Annotated in this window: 17 protein-coding genes; 5 read left to right on the forward strand and 12 right to left on the reverse strand. The window is 53.8% G+C overall.

The features are described from left to right. Positions 1 to 7: 7 nt before the first annotated feature. The 3 genes from prmA to HUF18_RS11110 form a co-directional block, all read right to left on the reverse strand. Positions 8 to 898: a 50S ribosomal protein L11 methyltransferase gene (gene prmA / locus HUF18_RS11100; protein WP_225692234.1), complete on the reverse strand. Its 891-nt coding sequence runs from the start codon at positions 896 to 898 to the stop codon at positions 8 to 10. Position 899: 1 nt separating this feature from the next. Beyond that, positions 900 to 1,349 (reverse strand): type II 3-dehydroquinate dehydratase, encoded by a 450-nt coding sequence (gene aroQ / locus HUF18_RS11105; protein ID WP_145469691.1) that lies wholly within the window; start codon positions 1,347 to 1,349, stop codon positions 900 to 902. A gap of 134 nt (positions 1,350 to 1,483) precedes the next feature. Beyond that, entirely contained in the window at positions 1,484 to 3,085 is a 1,602-nt protein-coding gene (locus HUF18_RS11110; protein WP_145469690.1) for a diguanylate cyclase, read from the reverse strand. 69 nt (positions 3,086 to 3,154) lie between these two features. Between HUF18_RS11110 and HUF18_RS11115 the strand changes: the two genes are divergently transcribed. The 3 genes from HUF18_RS11115 (at position 3,155) to HUF18_RS11125 (ending at position 6,417) form a co-directional block, all read left to right on the forward strand. After that, positions 3,155 to 3,916: a transglutaminase-like cysteine peptidase gene (locus HUF18_RS11115; protein WP_225692235.1), complete on the forward strand. Its 762-nt coding sequence runs from the start codon at positions 3,155 to 3,157 to the stop codon at positions 3,914 to 3,916. 2 nt (positions 3,917 to 3,918) lie between these two features. Continuing rightward, the gene (locus HUF18_RS11120; protein WP_225692236.1) at positions 3,919 to 5,907 is read left to right on the forward strand and encodes a bifunctional diguanylate cyclase/phosphodiesterase; all 1,989 of its coding nucleotides are present in this window, start codon (positions 3,919 to 3,921) and stop codon (positions 5,905 to 5,907) included. An 84-nt stretch (positions 5,908 to 5,991) separates the two neighbouring features. Next, complete coding sequence (locus HUF18_RS11125) at positions 5,992 to 6,417, forward strand: copper chaperone PCu(A)C (protein WP_225692237.1); 426 nt, start codon at positions 5,992 to 5,994, stop codon at positions 6,415 to 6,417. Between the two features lie 152 nt (positions 6,418 to 6,569). On the opposite strand, the gene HUF18_RS11130 is transcribed toward HUF18_RS11125, so the two are convergent. Then, positions 6,570 to 8,258 carry a phytoene desaturase family protein gene (locus HUF18_RS11130; RefSeq protein WP_225692238.1) on the reverse strand — a complete coding sequence of 563 codons (1,689 nt, stop codon included), beginning with the start codon at positions 8,256 to 8,258 and terminating at the stop codon, positions 6,570 to 6,572. A 150-nt stretch (positions 8,259 to 8,408) separates the two neighbouring features. On the opposite strand from HUF18_RS11130, the gene HUF18_RS11135 reads away from it, so the two are divergent. Together HUF18_RS11135 and HUF18_RS11140 are read left to right on the forward strand one after the other, a co-directional pair. Then, positions 8,409 to 8,945, forward strand: a complete 537-nt coding sequence (locus HUF18_RS11135) for a PadR family transcriptional regulator (RefSeq protein ID WP_145469686.1) — start codon at positions 8,409 to 8,411, stop codon at positions 8,943 to 8,945. Between the two features lie 18 nt (positions 8,946 to 8,963). Then, positions 8,964 to 9,920: a DUF808 domain-containing protein gene (locus HUF18_RS11140; RefSeq protein ID WP_225692239.1), complete on the forward strand. Its 957-nt coding sequence runs from the start codon at positions 8,964 to 8,966 to the stop codon at positions 9,918 to 9,920. Between the two features lie 56 nt (positions 9,921 to 9,976). Here the strand turns inward: HUF18_RS11140 and yacG are convergent, their stop codons facing one another. From yacG to HUF18_RS11180, 8 genes are all read right to left on the reverse strand, one after another. Next, positions 9,977 to 10,177 carry a DNA gyrase inhibitor YacG gene (yacG, locus tag HUF18_RS11145; RefSeq protein ID WP_145469683.1) on the reverse strand — a complete coding sequence of 67 codons (201 nt, stop codon included), beginning with the start codon at positions 10,175 to 10,177 and terminating at the stop codon, positions 9,977 to 9,979. A gap of 54 nt (positions 10,178 to 10,231) precedes the next feature. Beyond that, on the reverse strand, positions 10,232 to 10,831 hold the full coding sequence (gene coaE / locus HUF18_RS11150; RefSeq protein ID WP_225692240.1) for a dephospho-CoA kinase: 600 nt from the start codon (positions 10,829 to 10,831) through the stop codon (positions 10,232 to 10,234). Positions 10,832 to 10,847: 16 nt separating this feature from the next. Further along, a complete protein-coding gene (locus HUF18_RS11155; RefSeq protein ID WP_225692241.1) occupies positions 10,848 to 11,726 on the reverse strand; it encodes a prepilin peptidase in 879 nt (292 codons plus the stop codon). Continuing rightward, positions 11,726 to 12,952: a type II secretion system F family protein gene (locus HUF18_RS11160; protein ID WP_255606099.1), complete on the reverse strand. Its 1,227-nt coding sequence runs from the start codon at positions 12,950 to 12,952 to the stop codon at positions 11,726 to 11,728. Before HUF18_RS11160 ends, HUF18_RS11155 begins: the two co-directional genes overlap by 1 nt. A 47-nt stretch (positions 12,953 to 12,999) precedes the next feature. Beyond that, complete coding sequence (gene pilB / locus HUF18_RS11165; protein WP_225692242.1) at positions 13,000 to 14,694, reverse strand: type IV-A pilus assembly ATPase PilB; 1,695 nt, start codon at positions 14,692 to 14,694, stop codon at positions 13,000 to 13,002. A gap of 142 nt (positions 14,695 to 14,836) precedes the next feature. Then, complete coding sequence (locus tag HUF18_RS19715; RefSeq protein ID WP_274704266.1) at positions 14,837 to 15,325, reverse strand: pilin; 489 nt, start codon at positions 15,323 to 15,325, stop codon at positions 14,837 to 14,839. 260 nt (positions 15,326 to 15,585) lie between these two features. Next, positions 15,586 to 16,446 (reverse strand): carboxylating nicotinate-nucleotide diphosphorylase, encoded by an 861-nt coding sequence (gene nadC / locus HUF18_RS11175; protein ID WP_225692243.1) that lies wholly within the window; start codon positions 16,444 to 16,446, stop codon positions 15,586 to 15,588. Further along, positions 16,421 to 17,803 carry an alanine/glycine:cation symporter family protein gene (locus HUF18_RS11180; protein ID WP_225692244.1) on the reverse strand — a complete coding sequence of 461 codons (1,383 nt, stop codon included), beginning with the start codon at positions 17,801 to 17,803 and terminating at the stop codon, positions 16,421 to 16,423. Before HUF18_RS11180 ends, nadC begins: the two co-directional genes overlap by 26 nt. Between the last annotated feature and the right edge of the window lie 92 nt (positions 17,804 to 17,895).

Below are 17,895 nucleotides of genomic sequence, written 5' to 3' on the forward strand. Positions count from 1 at the left end.
CAGATCCTTAACGTTTAATCCCTGTAAGAATAACCCAATCACCCATTTGTTCCGCCGGGTTCATGATGAACCACTGAGCATAACAGGCCGAGACTTCGTCTGCCTGCTCGGCCAGCAGGCCGGACAGAGCCAGTTTACCACCCGTACGGGTCAGTTCCGCCATGTGCGGCGCGAGGCTCATTAATGGTCCGGCGAGAATATTGGCTACTGTCATATCCGCCTGTACTACCGGCGTCGCTTCCGGCAGATAGATTTCGTACTGGCTGGCATCAATACCATTACGTTCGGCATTATCGCGGGTGGCAGTCAGTGCCTGCGGATCGATGTCGACGCCAATCATATGTTTTGCGCCAAGCAGCAGGGCGGCAATCCCCAGAATACCGCTGCCACAGCCGTAGTCGACGACCAGTTCGTTGCCTTCAACCGCGCCGTCGAGGTATTTCAGACACAACGCGGTCGTCGGGTGGGTGCCGGTACCAAAGGCCAGCCCCGGGTCGAGCATCAGGTTAACGGCATCTGCTTGTGGCGGCTCGCGCCAGCTTGGGCAGACCCACAGGCGCTTGCCGAAAGGCATCGGATGATAATCGTCCATCCAGGCGCGAACCCAGTCTTTGTCTTCCACCAGTTCCAGCTTGTGTTCAGGCAGTGCAGTACCGCCTTCGGCGGCATACATCAGGGCAATCTGCTCCAGCAGGGCATCGCTGTCCTGATTGGCATCAAACAGGCCGATGATCTGGGTTTTATCCCAGATAGGCGTGGTGCCCAGCTCGGGTTCGAGAATCGGCTGGTCAGCGTCATCCTGCAGGGTGACCGATAAGGCACCGGCGGCCAGTAATGCATTTTCAACCGCTTCAACATCGGCCTGTGTGGCGTGAATACGGATCTGAATCCAGGACATGTTATACGTTCTCCGCGTTTAAACGGCTGATAGCCGCCTGCAACGCCAGGTCATAGCCCTGCACACCGAGTCCGGCGATCACTCCGACGGCAATATCCGACAGATAGGAATGATGGCGGAAGGCTTCGCGTGCATGGACATTGGAAATATGAATTTCGATAAAAGGAATGGCAACGCCGGCCAGTGCATCGCGCAGGGCGACACTGGTATGGGTAAAGGCGGCCGGATTAATCAGGATAAAGGCCGTGCCATCCGTGCGTGCGGCATGGATGCGGTTGATCAGCTCATGTTCAGCGTTGCTCTGGAATTGTTCCAGGGTAAAGCCTGCGGCGCTGGCGTGCTGGCTCAGCTGCTGCTCAATATCGGCGAGGGTTGTGTAGCCGTATATATGCGGTTCACGACTGCCCAGCAGATTCAGATTTGGCCCCTGCAATACCAGAATGCTTGCCATGATGATTCCCCTGAAATGAAGAAATAGGATCGCAGACGGCAGGCTCCTGTAGGCAGGCCGGCCGATATGATCCGAAAGCCCGCGAGTTTGCCGAAAAAGCCGGCGAGCGTCCAGTTCTGGCGGGGATAGCTTGGTTATTCGCCTTGCTCGGCGGTCTGCACCTGATTGCGGCCGTTACGTTTGGCGCGATACAACGCCTGATCGCTGGCAGCGACCAGTTCGCTGATGCTCTGGCCACTCCATTCGGCGATACCGCAGGAGAAGGTCACGCGCAGTGACTGGCCATCATGAATCAGGTTGGCAAAGTTGAGACGGATATCGTCCATGATCTGGCGAGCCTGCTGGGCGGTGGCGTCGAGCAGGATGATGGCGAACTCTTCACCGCCATAGCGGCCGATAGGGTCGGATTTGCGCAGGCTCTGGCGCAGGAATAGTGACAGGTTGCGGATCACCAGATCACCGGCCGGATGACCATAGCGGTCATTGACCTGTTTGAAGTGATCAATGTCGACCATGACAAAACTGATAGGCACATCTTCATTTTTGCGCATGGCATCCTGCAGGGCCCCCAGCAGGTGGGTATGATTCAGCAGGCCGGTCAGGCTGTCACAGGCAATCAGATTCTGTAGCTGGCGGGCACGGCTGACACGGTTACGCAGGGTGGTAAGCAGATGTCCGGAATCGACAGGTTTGGTTAAAAAGTCGTCACCGCCTTCGGCCATGGCGGCTAACTGGCGTTCGCGGTCTTCTTCGCCGGACAGATAAATGATGGGCAGGTTGATGTACTCACGTTGCTGACGGATCACTTTAGCCAGCTCCATGCCATTGCAGCCGGGCATATACATATCCATCAGGATCAGATCCGGTGTAAATCCGCTAAGAACATCGAGTACCAGTAAAGGGTCGTTAGCGACCTGAGTGACCATACCGGCTTTATTCAGTACGTTGGCGGTATGGGTTGCCTGTGCGCGGGAGTCGTCGATGATCAGAATTTTGAAGGGCACATCGGGGGTGCTGTCGAGCAGGTTTTCCAGATGGCCGATGACCGACTGTACGTCCATTTCTTCGTAAATTCCCAGGCCTCCGTTGCGCAGAGTCGCCAGACGTTGTTCCAGCGTTGGCGGTGTTTCGCGATAGGTGAACAGTACCGGCAGCGGATTTTCACGGCTTTGCTGCAGGCTCTGCGCCAGTTCCAGTCCCTGACCGGGTCCGGCAAAGTCGAGATCCAGCACCACGGCCGCGGGATGACGTCGTTCCAGTGCCTGGGCAAAGTCATGGGCGGTGCGCTGCAGCTCAGGACGTAAGCCAAAGTACTGCATCTGCTCAGCCATGGTCAGGGCATGGTCGGTATTACTGAGGGCAATATAAACCGGTTTTTTTTCCGGAATCAGGGTGTCTGCGTTTTTATCGTCGGTATGGCGTAATGCCGTTTTACTGAGGGCGATAATTGTTTGATTGAGGCTTTCCAGCTGGGCACTGTCGGGGCTGTGGCCAACGGCGATATGGGCCAGCGTGGATAATAACTGACGGGCCAGTTTTTCATGCCGGGCAGCTTCAAAACGTTGTGCAAAACGCACCAGCTTTTCTACCGCGAGGGTGAAATCCATCATGCGCTCAGCACTCCAGTGCTGTGCCGGCAGCTGGCGCCAGAGATCAATAACCTGACGAACCTGATTAATAACCCGGAAGGAGAAGTGTTGTTTTAGGCGGGCGGCAGGGCTCAGGTTATCCGTCATCAGTGTTACTTCTTAGCTACAGATGTTCTAAGAGTAGCAGTTTCTGCGCCGGACTCATGTTGTCTGTCTATGCTTAATGGTAACAATTTTTATCTGTTGGTTGCCTGTCTGCGCATGGATTTCTCCATCATTGTGTTTTGCTCCCGTCGTCAGCCGGACTACCTCAGGTGGCTGCCATGGGTGTTGCTTGTTTCGCTGTGCTGGCATTTTTCCGGGCAGGAGAGACTGTATGCGGATACTGAAGGCTGGGTTCCTGAGTCTCTGACCCAAAAGGCGCAGCAGCAGTATGACGCTCCTGCGGCGGCGCGGATTGACGCCTGGCGACAGGTTTTACATGGACTGGCGGATGCCACCGAGGCCGACAAGCTTAAAGGGGTGAATGATTTTTTTAACCGCAAGTTGCGCTTTGTCAGCGATGAAAAACACTGGGGCATGGATGATTACTGGGCCACACCTTATGAAGCTCTGGGCAGTGATGGTGGCGATTGCGAAGACTATGTGATTGCCAAATATTACTCGTTGCGCAAGCTGGGCGTGGATACCAGTAAACTGCGCATCACTTATGTGAAGGCGATCCGTCTGAATCAGGCGCACATGGTGTTAACCTATTTCCCCACACCGGATGCGGTACCTCTGGTGCTGGATAATCTGATCGGCATTATTGCTCCGGCCAGTGAGCGCGGTGATTTATCGCCGGTTTACAGTTTTAATGGCGATGGTATGTGGCTGGAGCGTATGAAGGGCGAAGGGATTCGTATGGGGAATCCGAATAAGCTCGATTTATGGACAGATTTACGTGTCCGCATGAACCAACTGGGAATGGACTTATAACAATGACATTGCGACAACAATTTTCCCTGCTCACCGGTTTGCTGGTTGTTATTTTACTGGCTGGTAATCTGCTGGTGATGGTTATGAATGGCCGTGATTATTTTCAGCAGCAGCTGAATGCCCGGGCTTATGATGCGGCGACTTCTCTGGCTTTATCCATGTCTCAGGTAGCGGCTGATGACGAGGTGCAGTTAACCCGTCTGATGGATGTACTGTTTGACCGTGGTTTTTTTGCAGAGATCGAATTGCAGCGGGTCGACGATGAGCCCATCTATCGCCGCAGCCGCGATACGCCGGGGGATTTACCAGCGCCGCGCTGGTTTATGCATTGGGTTGGGCTGGAAATGATTCCGGCAGAAGCAGATGTTACCCGTCAGTGGCAGCGTCTGGGAACTGTGCGTGTTGTCAGTCACAGTGATTTTGCTTACCGCGATCTGTGGGCGATGGTGCGCGCCGAGCTGATCTGGTTCTCGTGGGTGCTGGTGATTACGCTGGTTCTGTTGCAGTTGCTGCTGAACTGGCTGTTCCGGCCGTTGGTACGGGTCGAGCGTCAGGCGCTGGCCATCTGTGAACGGCAGTGGCAGGTACAGACCGAGATTCCGCGCCCACGTGAGCTGCGGCGCATGGTTCTGGCGATGAACAAAATGGTGCAGAAGCTGCAAAGCATTTTCACCGAACAATCGGCGATGACCGAGCAACTGCGGGCTGAGTCGTTTAACGATAATGTCAGCGGTTTGCTTAATCGTCGTGGCTTTGATCAGCGCTTGCAACATATTCTGCAGCGCGGGGAAGAGCACAGTGGTGTACTGATGCTGCTGCAGCTGCAGAATCTGAGCGAGCTGAATCAGTCGCAGGGACGGCAGCTGGTGGATGACGTTCTGCACATGCTGGGAGCCGGGTTGCAACGCTGTTTGCAGGAATATCCCGCAGCGTTCACTGGTCGCCGTTCCGGCAGTGATTTTGCGCTTTATATTCCCTGTGCTGATCAGGCTCAGGCCGATGCCTTATTGCAGCAAATGTTCAGTCAGCTGGCGACCAGTGTTCTGTCGCGTCGCAAAGAGCTGATTTTTCATCTTGGTGGCGTGTTTCTGCAAGGTGTGCAGGACGATCCTGTGCAGGCGTTAAGTTGTGCTGATGCGGCTTTACGCCAGGCGCAGCGCTCACCGGAAGGCCGCGCACAGCTGTACCGCAGCGATAGCAGTAGCGGGATTCAGGAGTGGACGGCCGGTGAGTGGCGCGAGTTATTGACCGGTGTTCTGGAGGCGGGAGCGCTGCAGTTGCAGTTTTTGCCGGTGATCAGCAACCGCAATCGCCGCTTGCTGCAGTTTGAAGTATTCAGCCGTATCGTCTGGCAGGGGGAAACGTTGTCGGCGGCACGGTTCTGGCCAATGGTGGAACAGCATCAGCTGGCTGCCCGTTACGATGCCAGTATTGTTGCCCAGGTACTGGCTTTACTGGAGCAGCATGCCCCGCAGAAAGGTATTCGCTATTGCATTAATATTTCGCCGGCCTCAGTCCTGGATGAACAGTTCCACCAGTGGCTTGTGGAGTTATTCCGCGCTTCACCTGCGCTGGCGGCTCATATTGCACTGGAAGTACCTGAATCAGCCCTGATCGGTATCGAAACTGCTCTGGCCCGGCTGGCTATACAGCTGAAACCTTTTGGCGTAACTCTTGGCGTCGATCAGGTGGGTACCGGCAGCATGGCTTTTGCTTACCTGCAGCGTTTGCCGCTGGATTATATCCGTATTGATGGCAGCTTTAACCGCGGCCTGCATCAGGCGCAGGATCATCGTTTCTTTATCCAGTCGATGGTGCAGATTGCCCACAACCTGGATCTGCTGATTCTTGGCGAAGGTATTGAAGAAGCCGATGATGTCAGCGTGCTGCGCCAGACCGGTGTGGATGGCATGAGCGGTTATTTCTTCAGCAAGCCGCTGGCGACACTGGCAGATGCTCATGCCTGGCAATTACCGGCAGACGATGACTAAGGCTGCGACATTTTGCCTCTGTATCCATAGACTGTAACCAGTACAATGCGCCCAGTTTATACGCTGTCGTGCGGAGAAATTATTATGCGTAATATGACTGCTGTTTTGGTATTGCTGTTGGGACTGACAGGCTCTGTAATAGCGTTGTCTCAACCGCTGGATGTGAGCGGTGCTTATGTGCGAGAGCCCATTCCCGGGCGCTATATGAGTGCAGCATTTATGACGCTCACTAATACGTCAGCCACCGATAAAACACTGATCAGTGTCAGTGCTGACTGGGCGGGAATTATTGAAATACACACCCACTTGCATGATAACGGCGTGATGCGTATGCGTCAGCTGGAGTCGCTGACTATCCCGGCCGGCGAAACGGTGAGACTGCAGCCTGGTGGTCTGCATTTGATGTTGTTTAAGCTGCAGTTACCTTTGACGGAACCGCTGCCATTAACCCTGTGTTTCGATGATGGTGAGTGTCAGACCGCCAGCGCTGAGTTACGCAGTCTTAAATAAATTCCCCGACATTTAAACCCAATAAAAAACGCGCCCATTAAGTATTCATCAGGAATATTTACAGGGCGCGTTTTTTATTGCTTATTATTGTCCATCATCAGGCTCCCACGCGGAGCTTGGGAACGATAAATTGTCGTTAAAACACTGCCAGCTCAGGCTGTTTCAGTTTGCCCGGCATTTTTCTTGGCGGTCGTTTCTTTGGTGGTTTCCGTTTCATCAGGCTGAGGTGGCTGCCACTCTTTCAGTAGTTTTAATACCTCTCCGGCTTTACGTCCCTGCATGGCACAGGCGGTCATCATGCCCGCCATTAAAGCGCCACCCACGCCTGCGGTCATCACATCGGCACCTGTCATGTAGAGGTTTTTAACCGGTGTGACCGGATGCAGAAACGGCTTTTTAAAACGATCGACAAAGTGATCAAGGCCATAGATTTCACCGGCCGTGCTTTTCTGGAACCAGTCGCTCGACAACGGTGTGGATAATTCCTGAAACACCAGTTTGTCGCGTAACTGCGGCAGACGCTGGTAGAGTTTTTCCAGCAGACGCTCGCTGACGCGGGCTTTGATATTGTCGTACTCTTCGCCACGCTGATTCCAGGTGCTGCCGCTCCACTGACTGAACCATTCGTGTTTGGCCACGGTGACAATTTCGACGGTGGATTTACCCGGAAAGCGGTTGTTCCAGTCAGGGTCTTTGGCCGATGGGAAGGAAATATATACGACCGGAAATTCCTGCTCCGGATCGTCATAGTAACGCTGCAGATTGCCTTCGTGGTCGGCGCTTGGGTAAATCCACAGGTTGGTGGTGTTTAAGCCCAGTTCTTCGGCAGTCCCGTCAAAGCCGGCATAAATACAATAATGAGCGCTGGAACGCTGCACCTGTTTGGCCCAGCGTTCGGTGCCCAGTTTTTTCCGCACGTCGGCGGGCAGCAGGCGCTGGGTGGTATTCCAGAAGCCGGCGTTGCTGACCACTCGACCGGCCATCAGCTCGGTGCCATTGGCCAGGCGCACGCCACAGGCGCGGTTATTACGCACGATGATTTCGTCGACATCGGCGTAGGTAAAGACTTCGCCGCCGGATTTCTGAATGGTCGGAATAATAGTGCGGGCAATAGCCGAAGCGCCGCCCACCGGGTAGGCACCACCGGCCAGATAATGCTTGGCGATTAAAGCGTGCATGATGAAGGCGGCGTCGGTGGGTGTCTGACCGTAATCGCCCCATTGGCCGGTCAGTACCGAAATTAATTGCTGATTGCTGGTGAGATTTTCCAGCACTTCGCGGGTGGTCTGGAAAAATTCTTTCGGCAGAAGCAGCGGACGAATGAGATTATAGGCCCGTGCCAGTAACGGTGGCATCGCTTGGCCGGCAAAAAAACGCGGGGTCTTGCGGCTCATTTCACGGATCAGTTCGATGTAACGATCAATCGCCTGAGCTTCCTGCGGGAAGCGTTCTTTCAGCATGGCGGCAAAGTTATCCCGGCCGGCAATAAAACCATATTCTTCTTTGCCGAGAATAATGCGGTCGTATTCGGGTTCCATTTCCGCCCACTGCAGACGTCCTTCGCTGACCACATCAAATACCCGGCGCAGGGTAGAGGGCTTATGCACTTCACCGATGTAATGCACGCCGACATCCCATTCAAAACCTTCGCGGTCATAAGCATGGGTAAAGCCTCCGGCGGTGTAATGCTGTTCAAGAACCGCGACTTTCTGGCCCAGTAAGGACAGGAAGGCCGCGGTAGTCAGGCCGCCCATGCCGGAGCCAATAACAATTACATCGTAATGGCTGTCGGCGCGATTGGCGCGAAAGCGGGTGCCGGTTCTTACTTTGACCTTGCTCATGGGGTGCTCCTCCGGATGGGGCTGGTGTTTTGTTATTGTTATTACGATTTATATATGCAAAAAGTTGCATATGGTTGTCAGATTATCCCGACCACATAGGCGATGCAAGCCCGGACAGGTAGAATGACGGCGAAAATTAAGGAGAACACAGTGTCGCTGAAACACGCCATTCTGGTGTTGCTGGAAACCGAGCCGGGCTCAGGCTATGACCTGCTGAAGCGTTTCCGTGAGCATATGGGCTATTTCTGGAATGCCAGTCATCAGCAGATTTATCAGCAGCTTAAATGGATGCACGAAGCCGGCTGGCTGGCGCTGCGCACCGAGCCGCAGCAGGGGAAGCCGGACCGCAAGGTGTACGAACTAACACCGGCGGGCCATGATGCCTTGCTTGACTGGCTGGCTGAAACCAGCAAGCCGCAGAAGGTCAATGACAGTCTGCTGGTGCGTTTGTATGGCGGCCATTTACGTGAAGCGGACGCTATCCGTGCGGATATAGCCCATCACCGTAAACTGTATGAGCAGAACCGGGCAGCGCTGTTGTCGATTGAACAGCATTATCTGGCTTTGCCTGAAACTGAGCGGCAGCGTTACCGCTTTCCATACCTTACTTTGCGTCGCGGCATTCTGTCAGTGCAGGCCTGGCTCGACTGGGCAGATGAAGTCGACGCTTTTCTGAATCACCAATAAATTGAAAAAGGAACAACAATGGCGGGTGCAAGTTTATTAGCGTTGCTGGACGATATTGCCACGGTACTGGATGACGTGGCTGTGATGTCGAAAATGGCGGCCAAGAAAACCAGCGGCGTGCTGGGGGATGATCTGGCGCTCAATGCGCAGCAGGTTTCCGGTATACGTGCCGAGCGTGAGTTGCCGGTGGTGTGGGCGGTTACCAAAGGCTCATTGAAGAACAAGCTGATTCTGGTTCCGGCGGCACTGCTGATCAGTGCGTTTGCTCCCTGGGCGGTGATGATTCTGCTGATGCTGGGCGGCGCTTATCTGTGTTTTGAAGGCGTTGAAAAACTGCTGCACAGCGTTTTACACCGCAAAGAGGCGGAAGCTGGCAAACAGCAATTGCAGCAGGCGTTGCTTAATGGCTCTGAAGATTTACTGGCGTTTGAGCAGGGCAAAATCAAAGGCGCGATACGCACCGATTTTATTCTTTCGGCAGAAATTATTGTGATTACGCTGGGCTCGGTTGCTCAGGCCAGTTTTACCACTCAGGTGCTGGTTGTTTCGGCTTTAGCCCTGCTGTTTACCTTTGGCGTTTACGGCTTGGTGGCCGCGATTGTGAAAATGGATGACGCCGGTCTGTATCTCAGTGAGCGCAGCAATATCCTGCTGCAGAACGTCGGCCGTGGCTTGCTGGTTCTGGCTCCCTGGCTGATGAAAACCTTATCGGTGGTCGGCACGCTGGCGATGTTTCTGGTGGGCGGCGGTATTCTGATGCACGGCGTACCACAGCTGGAGCATCTGGCGCATTCGGCATCCGGTTGGGCAATTCACAGCTGGGGCACAACGCTGCCATGGCTGGCGGATATCAGCAGTGCATTACTGCCGCTGGTATTTAACCTGCTGGTGGGATTGCTGGCCGGAGCGGTGTTGGTGGGTGTAATGGCTGTGTGGGAGAAACTGCGCGGGAAAAACGCTGCTGCTGTTCAGTAAGGTTGGTATTTTCCCTTATTCAGCGGCCGGCTTCTCTGCAGCTGGCCGCAGGATAATCAGTTGTACGGCTTATTCTGTTCCTGCTGCCATTCTTCCGACATCAGTACTTCATCAGCCGGTTTGCCGGGAATGGCATGACCTTCGCTGGCCCATTCGCCCAGATCAATCAGCTTGCAGCGTTCGCAGCAGAATGGACGGTATTTGTTTTCCGCAATCCATTCCACGTCTTTTTTACAGGTCGGGCAGTTTACTTTCATGGGTTTCTCGCAGGTTTGCTAATCGCATGTCAGTCAGCGCTGTTGCTGGCTATTTTATCGTGAGGCGGCACGTAACAGGTAGCTGTGGTGTAACAGTTCCAGTTGCTGGTGCAGCTCAGCCAGCCCCAGGCTGTTATCGGCAATATCATCGGCGCGTGCACGGCGTTCATCGCGAGGCATTTGTGCGGCGATGATACGACGGATCTGATCGGCGTTATTCTGGTCGCGGGAAGTCGCCCGTGCAATCTGAATATCGACCGGCACGTCAATCAGCAGTGTGTGTTGTGTTAATAATGCCTGGCCGGATTCGAACAACAGGGGTGACACCAGAATGGCATAGGCAGAAGTTGCTTGCTGCAACTGGCGGATAATACTGTCGCGGATACGCGGGTGGGTTTGGGATTCCAGCCACTTACGTTCATCCGGCTCGGAGAATACTTTATCGCGCAGCCAGGCGCGGTTAAGGCTGCCGTCCGTGAGCAGGGCCTGTTCGCCGAAATGCTCCTTGATTGCCTGCCAGGCCGGCTGGCCAGGCTCAACAACTTCGCGGGCGACAATATCGGCATCGACCACAGTAATACCTTTGCCGGCAAAAAAGTCACTGGCAGCGGTTTTGCCGCTGCCAATCCCACCGGTTAAACCCAGAACCCACATCGCTGATTATTACCTGTCAGAAACGGCCCAGATACCACTGGCTGATGTCATTGCCCCAGAGGGCGGCAATCCAGCCGGCGGCGGCCAGATAGGGGCCAAAAGGAATCGGAACATTTTTGTCCCGTCCGAGAATGATAATGCCGGCAATACCAACCACAGCGCCCACCACGGAAGAGAGCAGAATAATCAGCGGCAGGCTTTGAACGCCGAGCCAGGCGCCAAGGGCGGCCAGCAGTTTGAAGTCGCCGTACCCCATTCCCTCTTTGCCGGTAACCAGCTTGAAGATCCAGAACACGCTCCACAATGCCAGATAGCCCGCAGCGGCGCCGTATACCGCACTTTCCAGATCGGTAAATAATCCCTGACTGTTGACCATAAGCCCCAGCCACAGAAGGCTTAACGTCATGGTGTCGGGCAAAATCTGATGGTCGATATCAATCACCGACATGCTGATTAACAGCCAGGTGAACACCAGCATAGCGGCCAGCTGCCAACCCCAGGGGTACACCAGTAATAACGCCGTACTGAGGATGGCGGTGGCGATTTCCACTGCCGGATAACGCAGGCCTATAGGGGTGCCACAACCGGCACACTTACCGCGCAGCAAGACCCAGCTCAACACCGGAATATTCTGCCAGGCCCTGACTGGAGCCTGACATTTTGGGCAGTGTGAGTCAGGCTTTAACAGGTTGAAGGGCTTACTCAGATCGTCAATGGCCGGGTGCTTGGGCAGATTGCTGTCCATTTCCAGGCAATCCTGCTTCCAGCTGCGGAACATCATGACCGGAAAGCGCAGGATAACGACGTTGAGGAAGCTGCCGATGAGCAGGCCAAGTAAAAGAACGCTGCCAGCAGCGAGCCAGATATTCCCACCAACAAACTGCAAGGTTTGCATTACACCACATCCCCCATCTGGAAAATGGGCAGATACATCGCAATGATCAGGCCACCAATAACTACGCCCAGAAACGCCATCACCATGGGCTCCAGCATGGCCGTAAGGCCGTCGACTGTAGTGTCGACTTCTTCTTCAAAGTAGCTGGCGGCTTTATCCAGCATGGCATCCAGGGCGCCGGACTCCTCGCCAATACTGGTCATCTGTACCACCATATTGGGGAACACACCGGTGGCTTTCATCGCAAAGTGCATTTGCTGACCGGAAGAGACTTCATCACGGATTTTCAGAACGGCGTCTTTGTATACGGCATTACCAACGGCTCCGGCCACCGATTCGAGGGCTTCAACCAGAGGAACACCTGCAGCGAAGGTTGTTGATAGCACCCGGGCATAGCGTGCAACAGCTGCTTTACGAATGAGGTCGCCAAATATTGGCACCTGTAACGTGAAGCGCTCAAAGTTATCACGGAATTTTGGAGAGCGTTTCAGTGCTTGAGTAAAGGCAATCCCGAAGGCGGCAATTATTGCAAACCCTTGTAGCCAGTATGCTTGCACCTGTTCCGATAAAAACACCACGAACTGAGTTGGAGCGGGTAGCTCTGCGCCAAAGTTAGAGAACATTTCCTGGAAGGTTGGTACAACCTTGAGCAGCAAAATGACTGTTACGATAAATGCAATAGCCAGTGTAATTGCAGGGTACATCAAGGCTTTTTTGATTTTTTTGCGCAGAGACTCCGTCTTTTCTTTGTAAATAGCGACTTTATCCAGCATGGCTTCCAGTGCACCGGCTTGTTCGCCGGATTCAACCAGGTTGCAGGTCAGGTCATCAAAATATTCCGGGTACTGCTTCAGTGCTGACGCAAAGTCATTACCGGCCGACACTGAGTCGCGGATGCCAAAAATAAGATCTTTCATCGATTGATTGTCAACGCCATCGGCAACGATATCGAATGATTGCACCAGTGGTACACCGGCTTTAATCATGGTGGCCATCTGGCGGGTAAAAAAGGTCACATCTCCGGTAGTTATTTTCTTCTTCTTCGGTCCACCAATACCAAATAATGGTTGCGCAACTTTGCGTACCTTAATTGGATTCACTCCCTGTTTACGTAGCTGGGCTTTCACCATCGCTGCGTTCTGGCCCGTCATATCGCCCTTTATGGTTTGACCGCGACGGTTAACACCTTCCCAGGTAAAGGAGCTGTTTTTAATTTGCTTAGCCATAATGCAATATGTCCATACATGGGCAGTGCTAAGCACTGCCGTAAAACTTAGTCGGTGGTTACCCGGTTGGCTTCTTCCAGGCTGGTAACCCCTTGAGCAACCTTTTGCAGGGCTGATGTCCGTAAATCGTTAAAGCCTTCTTTGCGGGCGGCATCTGAGATCTCAATCGAGTTGCCGCCCTCCATGATAATACGGGAGATGGCATCCGTTATTCTAACTACTTCATAAATACCGACACGGCCTTTATAACCGCCTTTACATTGCTCACAGCCAACCGGCTTATAAATCTCAGCGGTCTGTAGCTGCTCTTCGGTAAAGCCAGCTTCCAAAAGCAGTTCTTTGGGAATCTCTGCCGGGGCTTTGCAGCTTGCGCATAAACGCCGCGCCAGACGCTGGGCGATAATCAGACTGACCGAGGTGGCAATATTGAATGAGGGCACTCCCATATTAGCCAGACGGGTCAGGGTTTCGGCGGCACTGTTGGTGTGCAGGGTGGAAAGCACTAAGTGACCGGTTTGGGCCGCTTTGATGGCGATAGAGGCGGTATCCAGATCCCGGATCTCCCCCACCATCACCACATCCGGGTCCTGACGCAGGAACGAGCGCAGCGCAGCAGCAAAGTCGAGACCGACGCGAGCATTAACGTTGACCTGATTAATACCTTCCAGGTTAATTTCCACTGGGTCTTCGGCGGTGGAAATATTCGTGCCTTCGACGTTAAGAATATTCAGGCCGGTGTACAAGGATACCGTTTTACCAGAGCCGGTGGGGCCGGTAACCAGAATCATTCCCTGAGGCTTGGCCAGAGCTTCCATGTACAAGGCTTTCTGGTCTGCTTCGTAACCGAGCATATCAATGCCCAGCTTGGCTGAAGAAGGATCGAGGATACGCAATACGATCTTTTCGCCCCACAGGGTTGGCAGGGTATTTACGCGGAAATCGATAGCCTTGGTTTTGGACAACTTCATCTTGATACGGCCATCCTGTGGAACGCGTCGCTCAGAGATATCCATCTGTGACATGACCTTTAAACGCGCAGCAATCTTGCCAGCAAGGTTGACTGGCGGGCTGGCGACTTCGTGCAGCATACCATCAGTGCGGTAACGTACCCGGTAGCGCTTTTCATAGGGTTCAAAGTGAATATCAGATGCGCCACCTTTAATGGCATCGAGCAACATTTTGTTTACGAAACGTACAATAGGAGCATCGTCACCCGAAGAATCTTTCTCGGTTTCCTGAGCTTTATCCCGTGCATCAGGGTCTTCTAAGTCGACATCAAGTTCGCCATCCAGATCATCAAAGCTGTTGTCGTTAGCGGCCAGAAACTTATCGACGGCCTGACCCAGCTTATCTTCTTCAGCCAGTACCGCTTCGACGGTCATGCCGGTATTAAATTTTATTTCATCAATGGCCAGCATGGCGGAAGGGTCGCTTTGCGCGACAAACAGGCGATTGCCACGCTGAAACAGTGGCAGCACCCGGTGCTTCTCAATCAGTTCGCGGCTGACCAGCTCTTTGGGCATCAGGTCAAAATCAAAGGCACCGAGATCCAGCAGGGGAAGACCAAACTCTTCAGAGGCGAGCAGCGCGATCGCGCGTGACTTGATGTAACCCGATGCAACGGCGGCGGCAACAAAGCTGATTTTGTCCTGTTTTGCCTTATTGATGATTTCCTGAGCCTGCTGGCTGTTCACCAGATTCTGCTCAACGATACGGCGTGGTAAGCCGGTTAAGACGGCCATAGATATTCCCCAAAGGCATTGCGCTTTTTGACTCAAAACATACCAGAGGGGGCGCGCCAGCGCCAGCGGCGGTGTGTAGGATGCTAATTGGCAAGCATAAAAAAACCGGCTGTGAGCCGGTTTTTTTATCATGCCTGACTAATTAATTAGTCTTTGGCAGGAATTTAGCGTCAACTGGAGTTGTGCCTGAACCTACACGAGATTGCCAGGTTACAACACCATTAGCATTGATAGTAGGGAACAGTTCAAAGCTGGTAGAAGCCAGTTCTTTTGGTACACCATTAGCAACAGTATCGAACTCAAGACGCAGGTAAGAACCAGTAGTACCGGTACCTTGCACAACTGGGATCATAGTGATGCTAGCAATTTTACCAGCTGCGTGTGTTGTTGGAGTTGCTGCGTCAATGCCAGTGTATGTATCCAGTTCAGCGATGGTGTCAGGCAGACGAGAGTAACGCGCAGCAAATTCACCAACCGCCAGCTGCAGAGGACGCGCTACTGACAGTGTGTTGGTAGCATCGGTACGCAGTACATAGTTTTGATACTGTGGTACTGCAACAGAAGCCAGAATACCGATAATCGCAATAACGATCATCAGTTCGATCAAGCTGAAGCCTTGTTGTTTTTTCATGGTTCGTTCTCCACTCTCGAATGAGATTTTAGTTATGGCAATTCAGAGGTGAGCTCTGATTCGCTGTGTCACATTAAGGACAGTGCGAAGAGTGTGCCAAGCTTAATTGGCCGCTGCAAGCCCAGTTTTCGGGTATTCGTCACGTTTTTTGATCCATGTCCGGCGATAACCTGAACGTCAATTAACCAGATTGTCAGAGAGTGACAAATATTGTCACTTTGGACGTGCTAAAACAGGGTATTGACCTTTACTCTCCCCCCTCACACCAGCCTCATCGACAGGTCAATCGCTTTGCAGTCTTTGGTCAGGGCACCAATAGAAATGTAATCCACGCCGGTTTCGGCATAGGCACGCAGACTGGTATCGGTAATGCCGCCGGAAGCTTCCAGTTTTACCACGCCGTTAGGGCGGCCCTGACTTTTCTGTCTGGCATGGACAACGGCAATGCGCATTTGTTCAGGATTGAAGTTGTCGAGCATGATGATGTCGGCACCGGCGTCGATAGCTTCATCCAGCTGTTGCATGGTTTCCACTTCTACTTCGACTGGTTTGCCAGGGGCAATGTCATGAGCCTGGCTGATCGCCGCCCGGATGCCACCGGCGGCCATGATGTGGTTTTCCTTAATAAGGAAAGCATCGTACAGGCCAATGCGGTGGTTAAAGCAGCCGCCGACACTGACTGCATATTTCTGTGCGATTCGCAGACCAGGAATGGTTTTGCGGGTATCGAGCAACTTAACGCCGGTGCCGGTCACTTTGTCGGCATAGAAGCGGCACAGGGTGGCTGTGCCTGACAGGCTTTGCAGAAAGTTCAGGGCGCAGCGCTCGCCGGTCAGCAGCGAGCGGGCACTTCCCTGCAGTTCGAACAGAGTCTGATTGGGGCGTACCCACTGGCCTTCGGATACACGCCAGATCACGCTGACGGCCGGATCGAGCTGGCGGAATACTTCATCTACCCAGGCGCGTCCGGCAACAATGGCGCGCTCACGGGAAATGATGCGCGCCTTGGCTTGCTGAGTTGCCGGGATCAGACGGGCGGTAATATCGCCGCTGCCCACATCTTCTTCCAGCGCACGGGCAACGATGGTGGCGATATCATTTTGATGCAGGCTCAGATCCATGGTTTAAGAAACTCTTTGTCAGCTTGAATACGACCGGGCTCAGCAGTAACAGGGCAACCAGGTTTGGCAGCGCCATCATTGCGTTGAGGGTATCGGCAATCAGCCAGGCGACGTCGAGTTCACGCGTTGCACCGATCGGAATGGCCAAAACCCAGATGATCCGGAAAATGGGCACGGATTTTACACCGAACAGGTACTCTGTGCATTTCTCTCCATAAAAAGACCAGCCAATAATGGTGGTGAAGGCAAAAATCGCCAGGCCGAGGGTCACAATATAGTTACCAACGCCGGGCAGGCCGAGGGCAAAAGCGGCAGATGTGAGGTTGGCGCCACTTAAGCCTTTGCCGGCGACACATTCGGCGACTTCCGGCGGGCACAGCTGCCAGGCACCGGAGGCGACAATCACCAGCCCGGTGATGGTGCAGATAATGATGGTGTCGATAAAGGTACCCAGCATGGCAATGCTGCCCTGACGCACCGGGTTGTCAGTCTGGGCGGCGGCGTGGGCAATCGGTGCGCTGCCCAGACCGGCTTCGTTAGAGAAGACGCCGCGGGCTACACCAAAGCGGATGGCTGCCCAGACCGCTGCGCCGGCAAAGCCACCCACTGCGGCTGTCGGGTTAAAGGCGTGATGAATAATCAGTTCAATTGCCTGTGGTACCCGGTCGGCAAAGATCACCAGCAGTATCAGGCCACCAAGTATGTAAGCAATCGCCATAAAAGGGACGAGCTTACCGGCCACTTCAGAGATACGGCGAATGCCACCTAATAGCACCATGCCAACGAGAATGGCGATGGCTACGCCGGTCGCCCATTCCGGCACACCAAAACCATCGTGCAGGGCGTCGGCGACCGAGTTGGCCTGTACGCCGTTACCGATACCGAAGCCTGCCAGCATACCGAAGAAAGCGAAGACTAATGCCATCCAGCGGAATTTCGGGCCAAGGCCGTTGCGGATGTAGTACATGGGGCCGCCAACATAATGGCCCTGCTCGTTGCGTTCACGGTAGTGAACGGCCAGTACGGCTTCAGCGTACTTGGTGGCCATGCCCAGCAGGGCAATCAGCCACATCCAGAACAGCGCCCCAGGCCCACCGGAAGCAATCGCGGTGGCAACCCCGGCAATATTTCCGGTACCGATCGTGGCTGACAGCGAGGTCATCAGGGCGTTGAATCCGGATATTTCGCCCTGACCTTTGCCTTCGCGGTTGGTCCACAGGTAGACGAAACCGCGTTTGATATTACGGATCGGATAAGCTTTCAGGCCGATGGTCAGATACAGGCCGGTGATACCGATCAGAAACAGCATGGGCGCACCCCAGGCCCAGCCATTAATCGTCTTAATAAACTCCAGCATGCTGCTCTCTCTTTATTGTCATTTTATGTCAGCGGTCACTATAAAGGTTGTGGCAGAGGCTGCCAAACTGACGACACTGCTAAAAAGCGTTA

Source organism: Thalassolituus sp. ST750PaO-4 (assembly GCF_020320405.1).
Taxonomy (GTDB): Bacteria; Pseudomonadota; Gammaproteobacteria; order Pseudomonadales; family Oceanobacteraceae; genus Venatoribacter; species Venatoribacter alkanivorans.

What these genes read in the sequence shown, in the direction of transcription:
- HUF18_RS11155 (WP_225692241.1), bottom strand. Translation starts at nt 11,726, where the DNA reads ATGCAAACCTTGCAGTTTGTTGGTGGGAATATCTGGCTCGCTGCTGGC.
- HUF18_RS11110 (WP_145469690.1), bottom strand. Translation starts at nt 3,085, where the DNA reads ATGACGGATAACCTGAGCCCTGCCGCCCGCCTAAAACAACACTTCTCC.
- yacG (WP_145469683.1), bottom strand. Translation starts at nt 10,177, where the DNA reads ATGAAAGTAAACTGCCCGACCTGTAAAAAAGACGTGGAATGGATTGCG.
- HUF18_RS11160 (WP_255606099.1), bottom strand. Translation starts at nt 12,952, where the DNA reads ATGGCTAAGCAAATTAAAAACAGCTCCTTTACCTGGGAAGGTGTTAAC.
- HUF18_RS19715 (WP_274704266.1), bottom strand. Translation starts at nt 15,325, where the DNA reads ATGAAAAAACAACAAGGCTTCAGCTTGATCGAACTGATGATCGTTATT.
- HUF18_RS11130 (WP_225692238.1), bottom strand. Translation starts at nt 8,258, where the DNA reads ATGAGCAAGGTCAAAGTAAGAACCGGCACCCGCTTTCGCGCCAATCGC.
- prmA (WP_225692234.1), bottom strand. Translation starts at nt 898, where the DNA reads ATGTCCTGGATTCAGATCCGTATTCACGCCACACAGGCCGATGTTGAA.
- nadC (WP_225692243.1), bottom strand. Translation starts at nt 16,446, where the DNA reads ATGGATCTGAGCCTGCATCAAAATGATATCGCCACCATCGTTGCCCGT.
- HUF18_RS11115 (WP_225692235.1), top strand. Translation starts at nt 3,155, where the DNA reads ATGCTTAATGGTAACAATTTTTATCTGTTGGTTGCCTGTCTGCGCATG.
- aroQ (WP_145469691.1), bottom strand. Translation starts at nt 1,349, where the DNA reads ATGGCAAGCATTCTGGTATTGCAGGGGCCAAATCTGAATCTGCTGGGC.
- coaE (WP_225692240.1), bottom strand. Translation starts at nt 10,831, where the DNA reads ATGTGGGTTCTGGGTTTAACCGGTGGGATTGGCAGCGGCAAAACCGCT.
- HUF18_RS11125 (WP_225692237.1), top strand. Translation starts at nt 5,992, where the DNA reads ATGCGTAATATGACTGCTGTTTTGGTATTGCTGTTGGGACTGACAGGC.
- HUF18_RS11120 (WP_225692236.1), top strand. Translation starts at nt 3,919, where the DNA reads ATGACATTGCGACAACAATTTTCCCTGCTCACCGGTTTGCTGGTTGTT.
- HUF18_RS11180 (WP_225692244.1), bottom strand. Translation starts at nt 17,803, where the DNA reads ATGCTGGAGTTTATTAAGACGATTAATGGCTGGGCCTGGGGTGCGCCC.
- pilB (WP_225692242.1), bottom strand. Translation starts at nt 14,694, where the DNA reads ATGGCCGTCTTAACCGGCTTACCACGCCGTATCGTTGAGCAGAATCTG.
- HUF18_RS11140 (WP_225692239.1), top strand. Translation starts at nt 8,964, where the DNA reads ATGGCGGGTGCAAGTTTATTAGCGTTGCTGGACGATATTGCCACGGTA.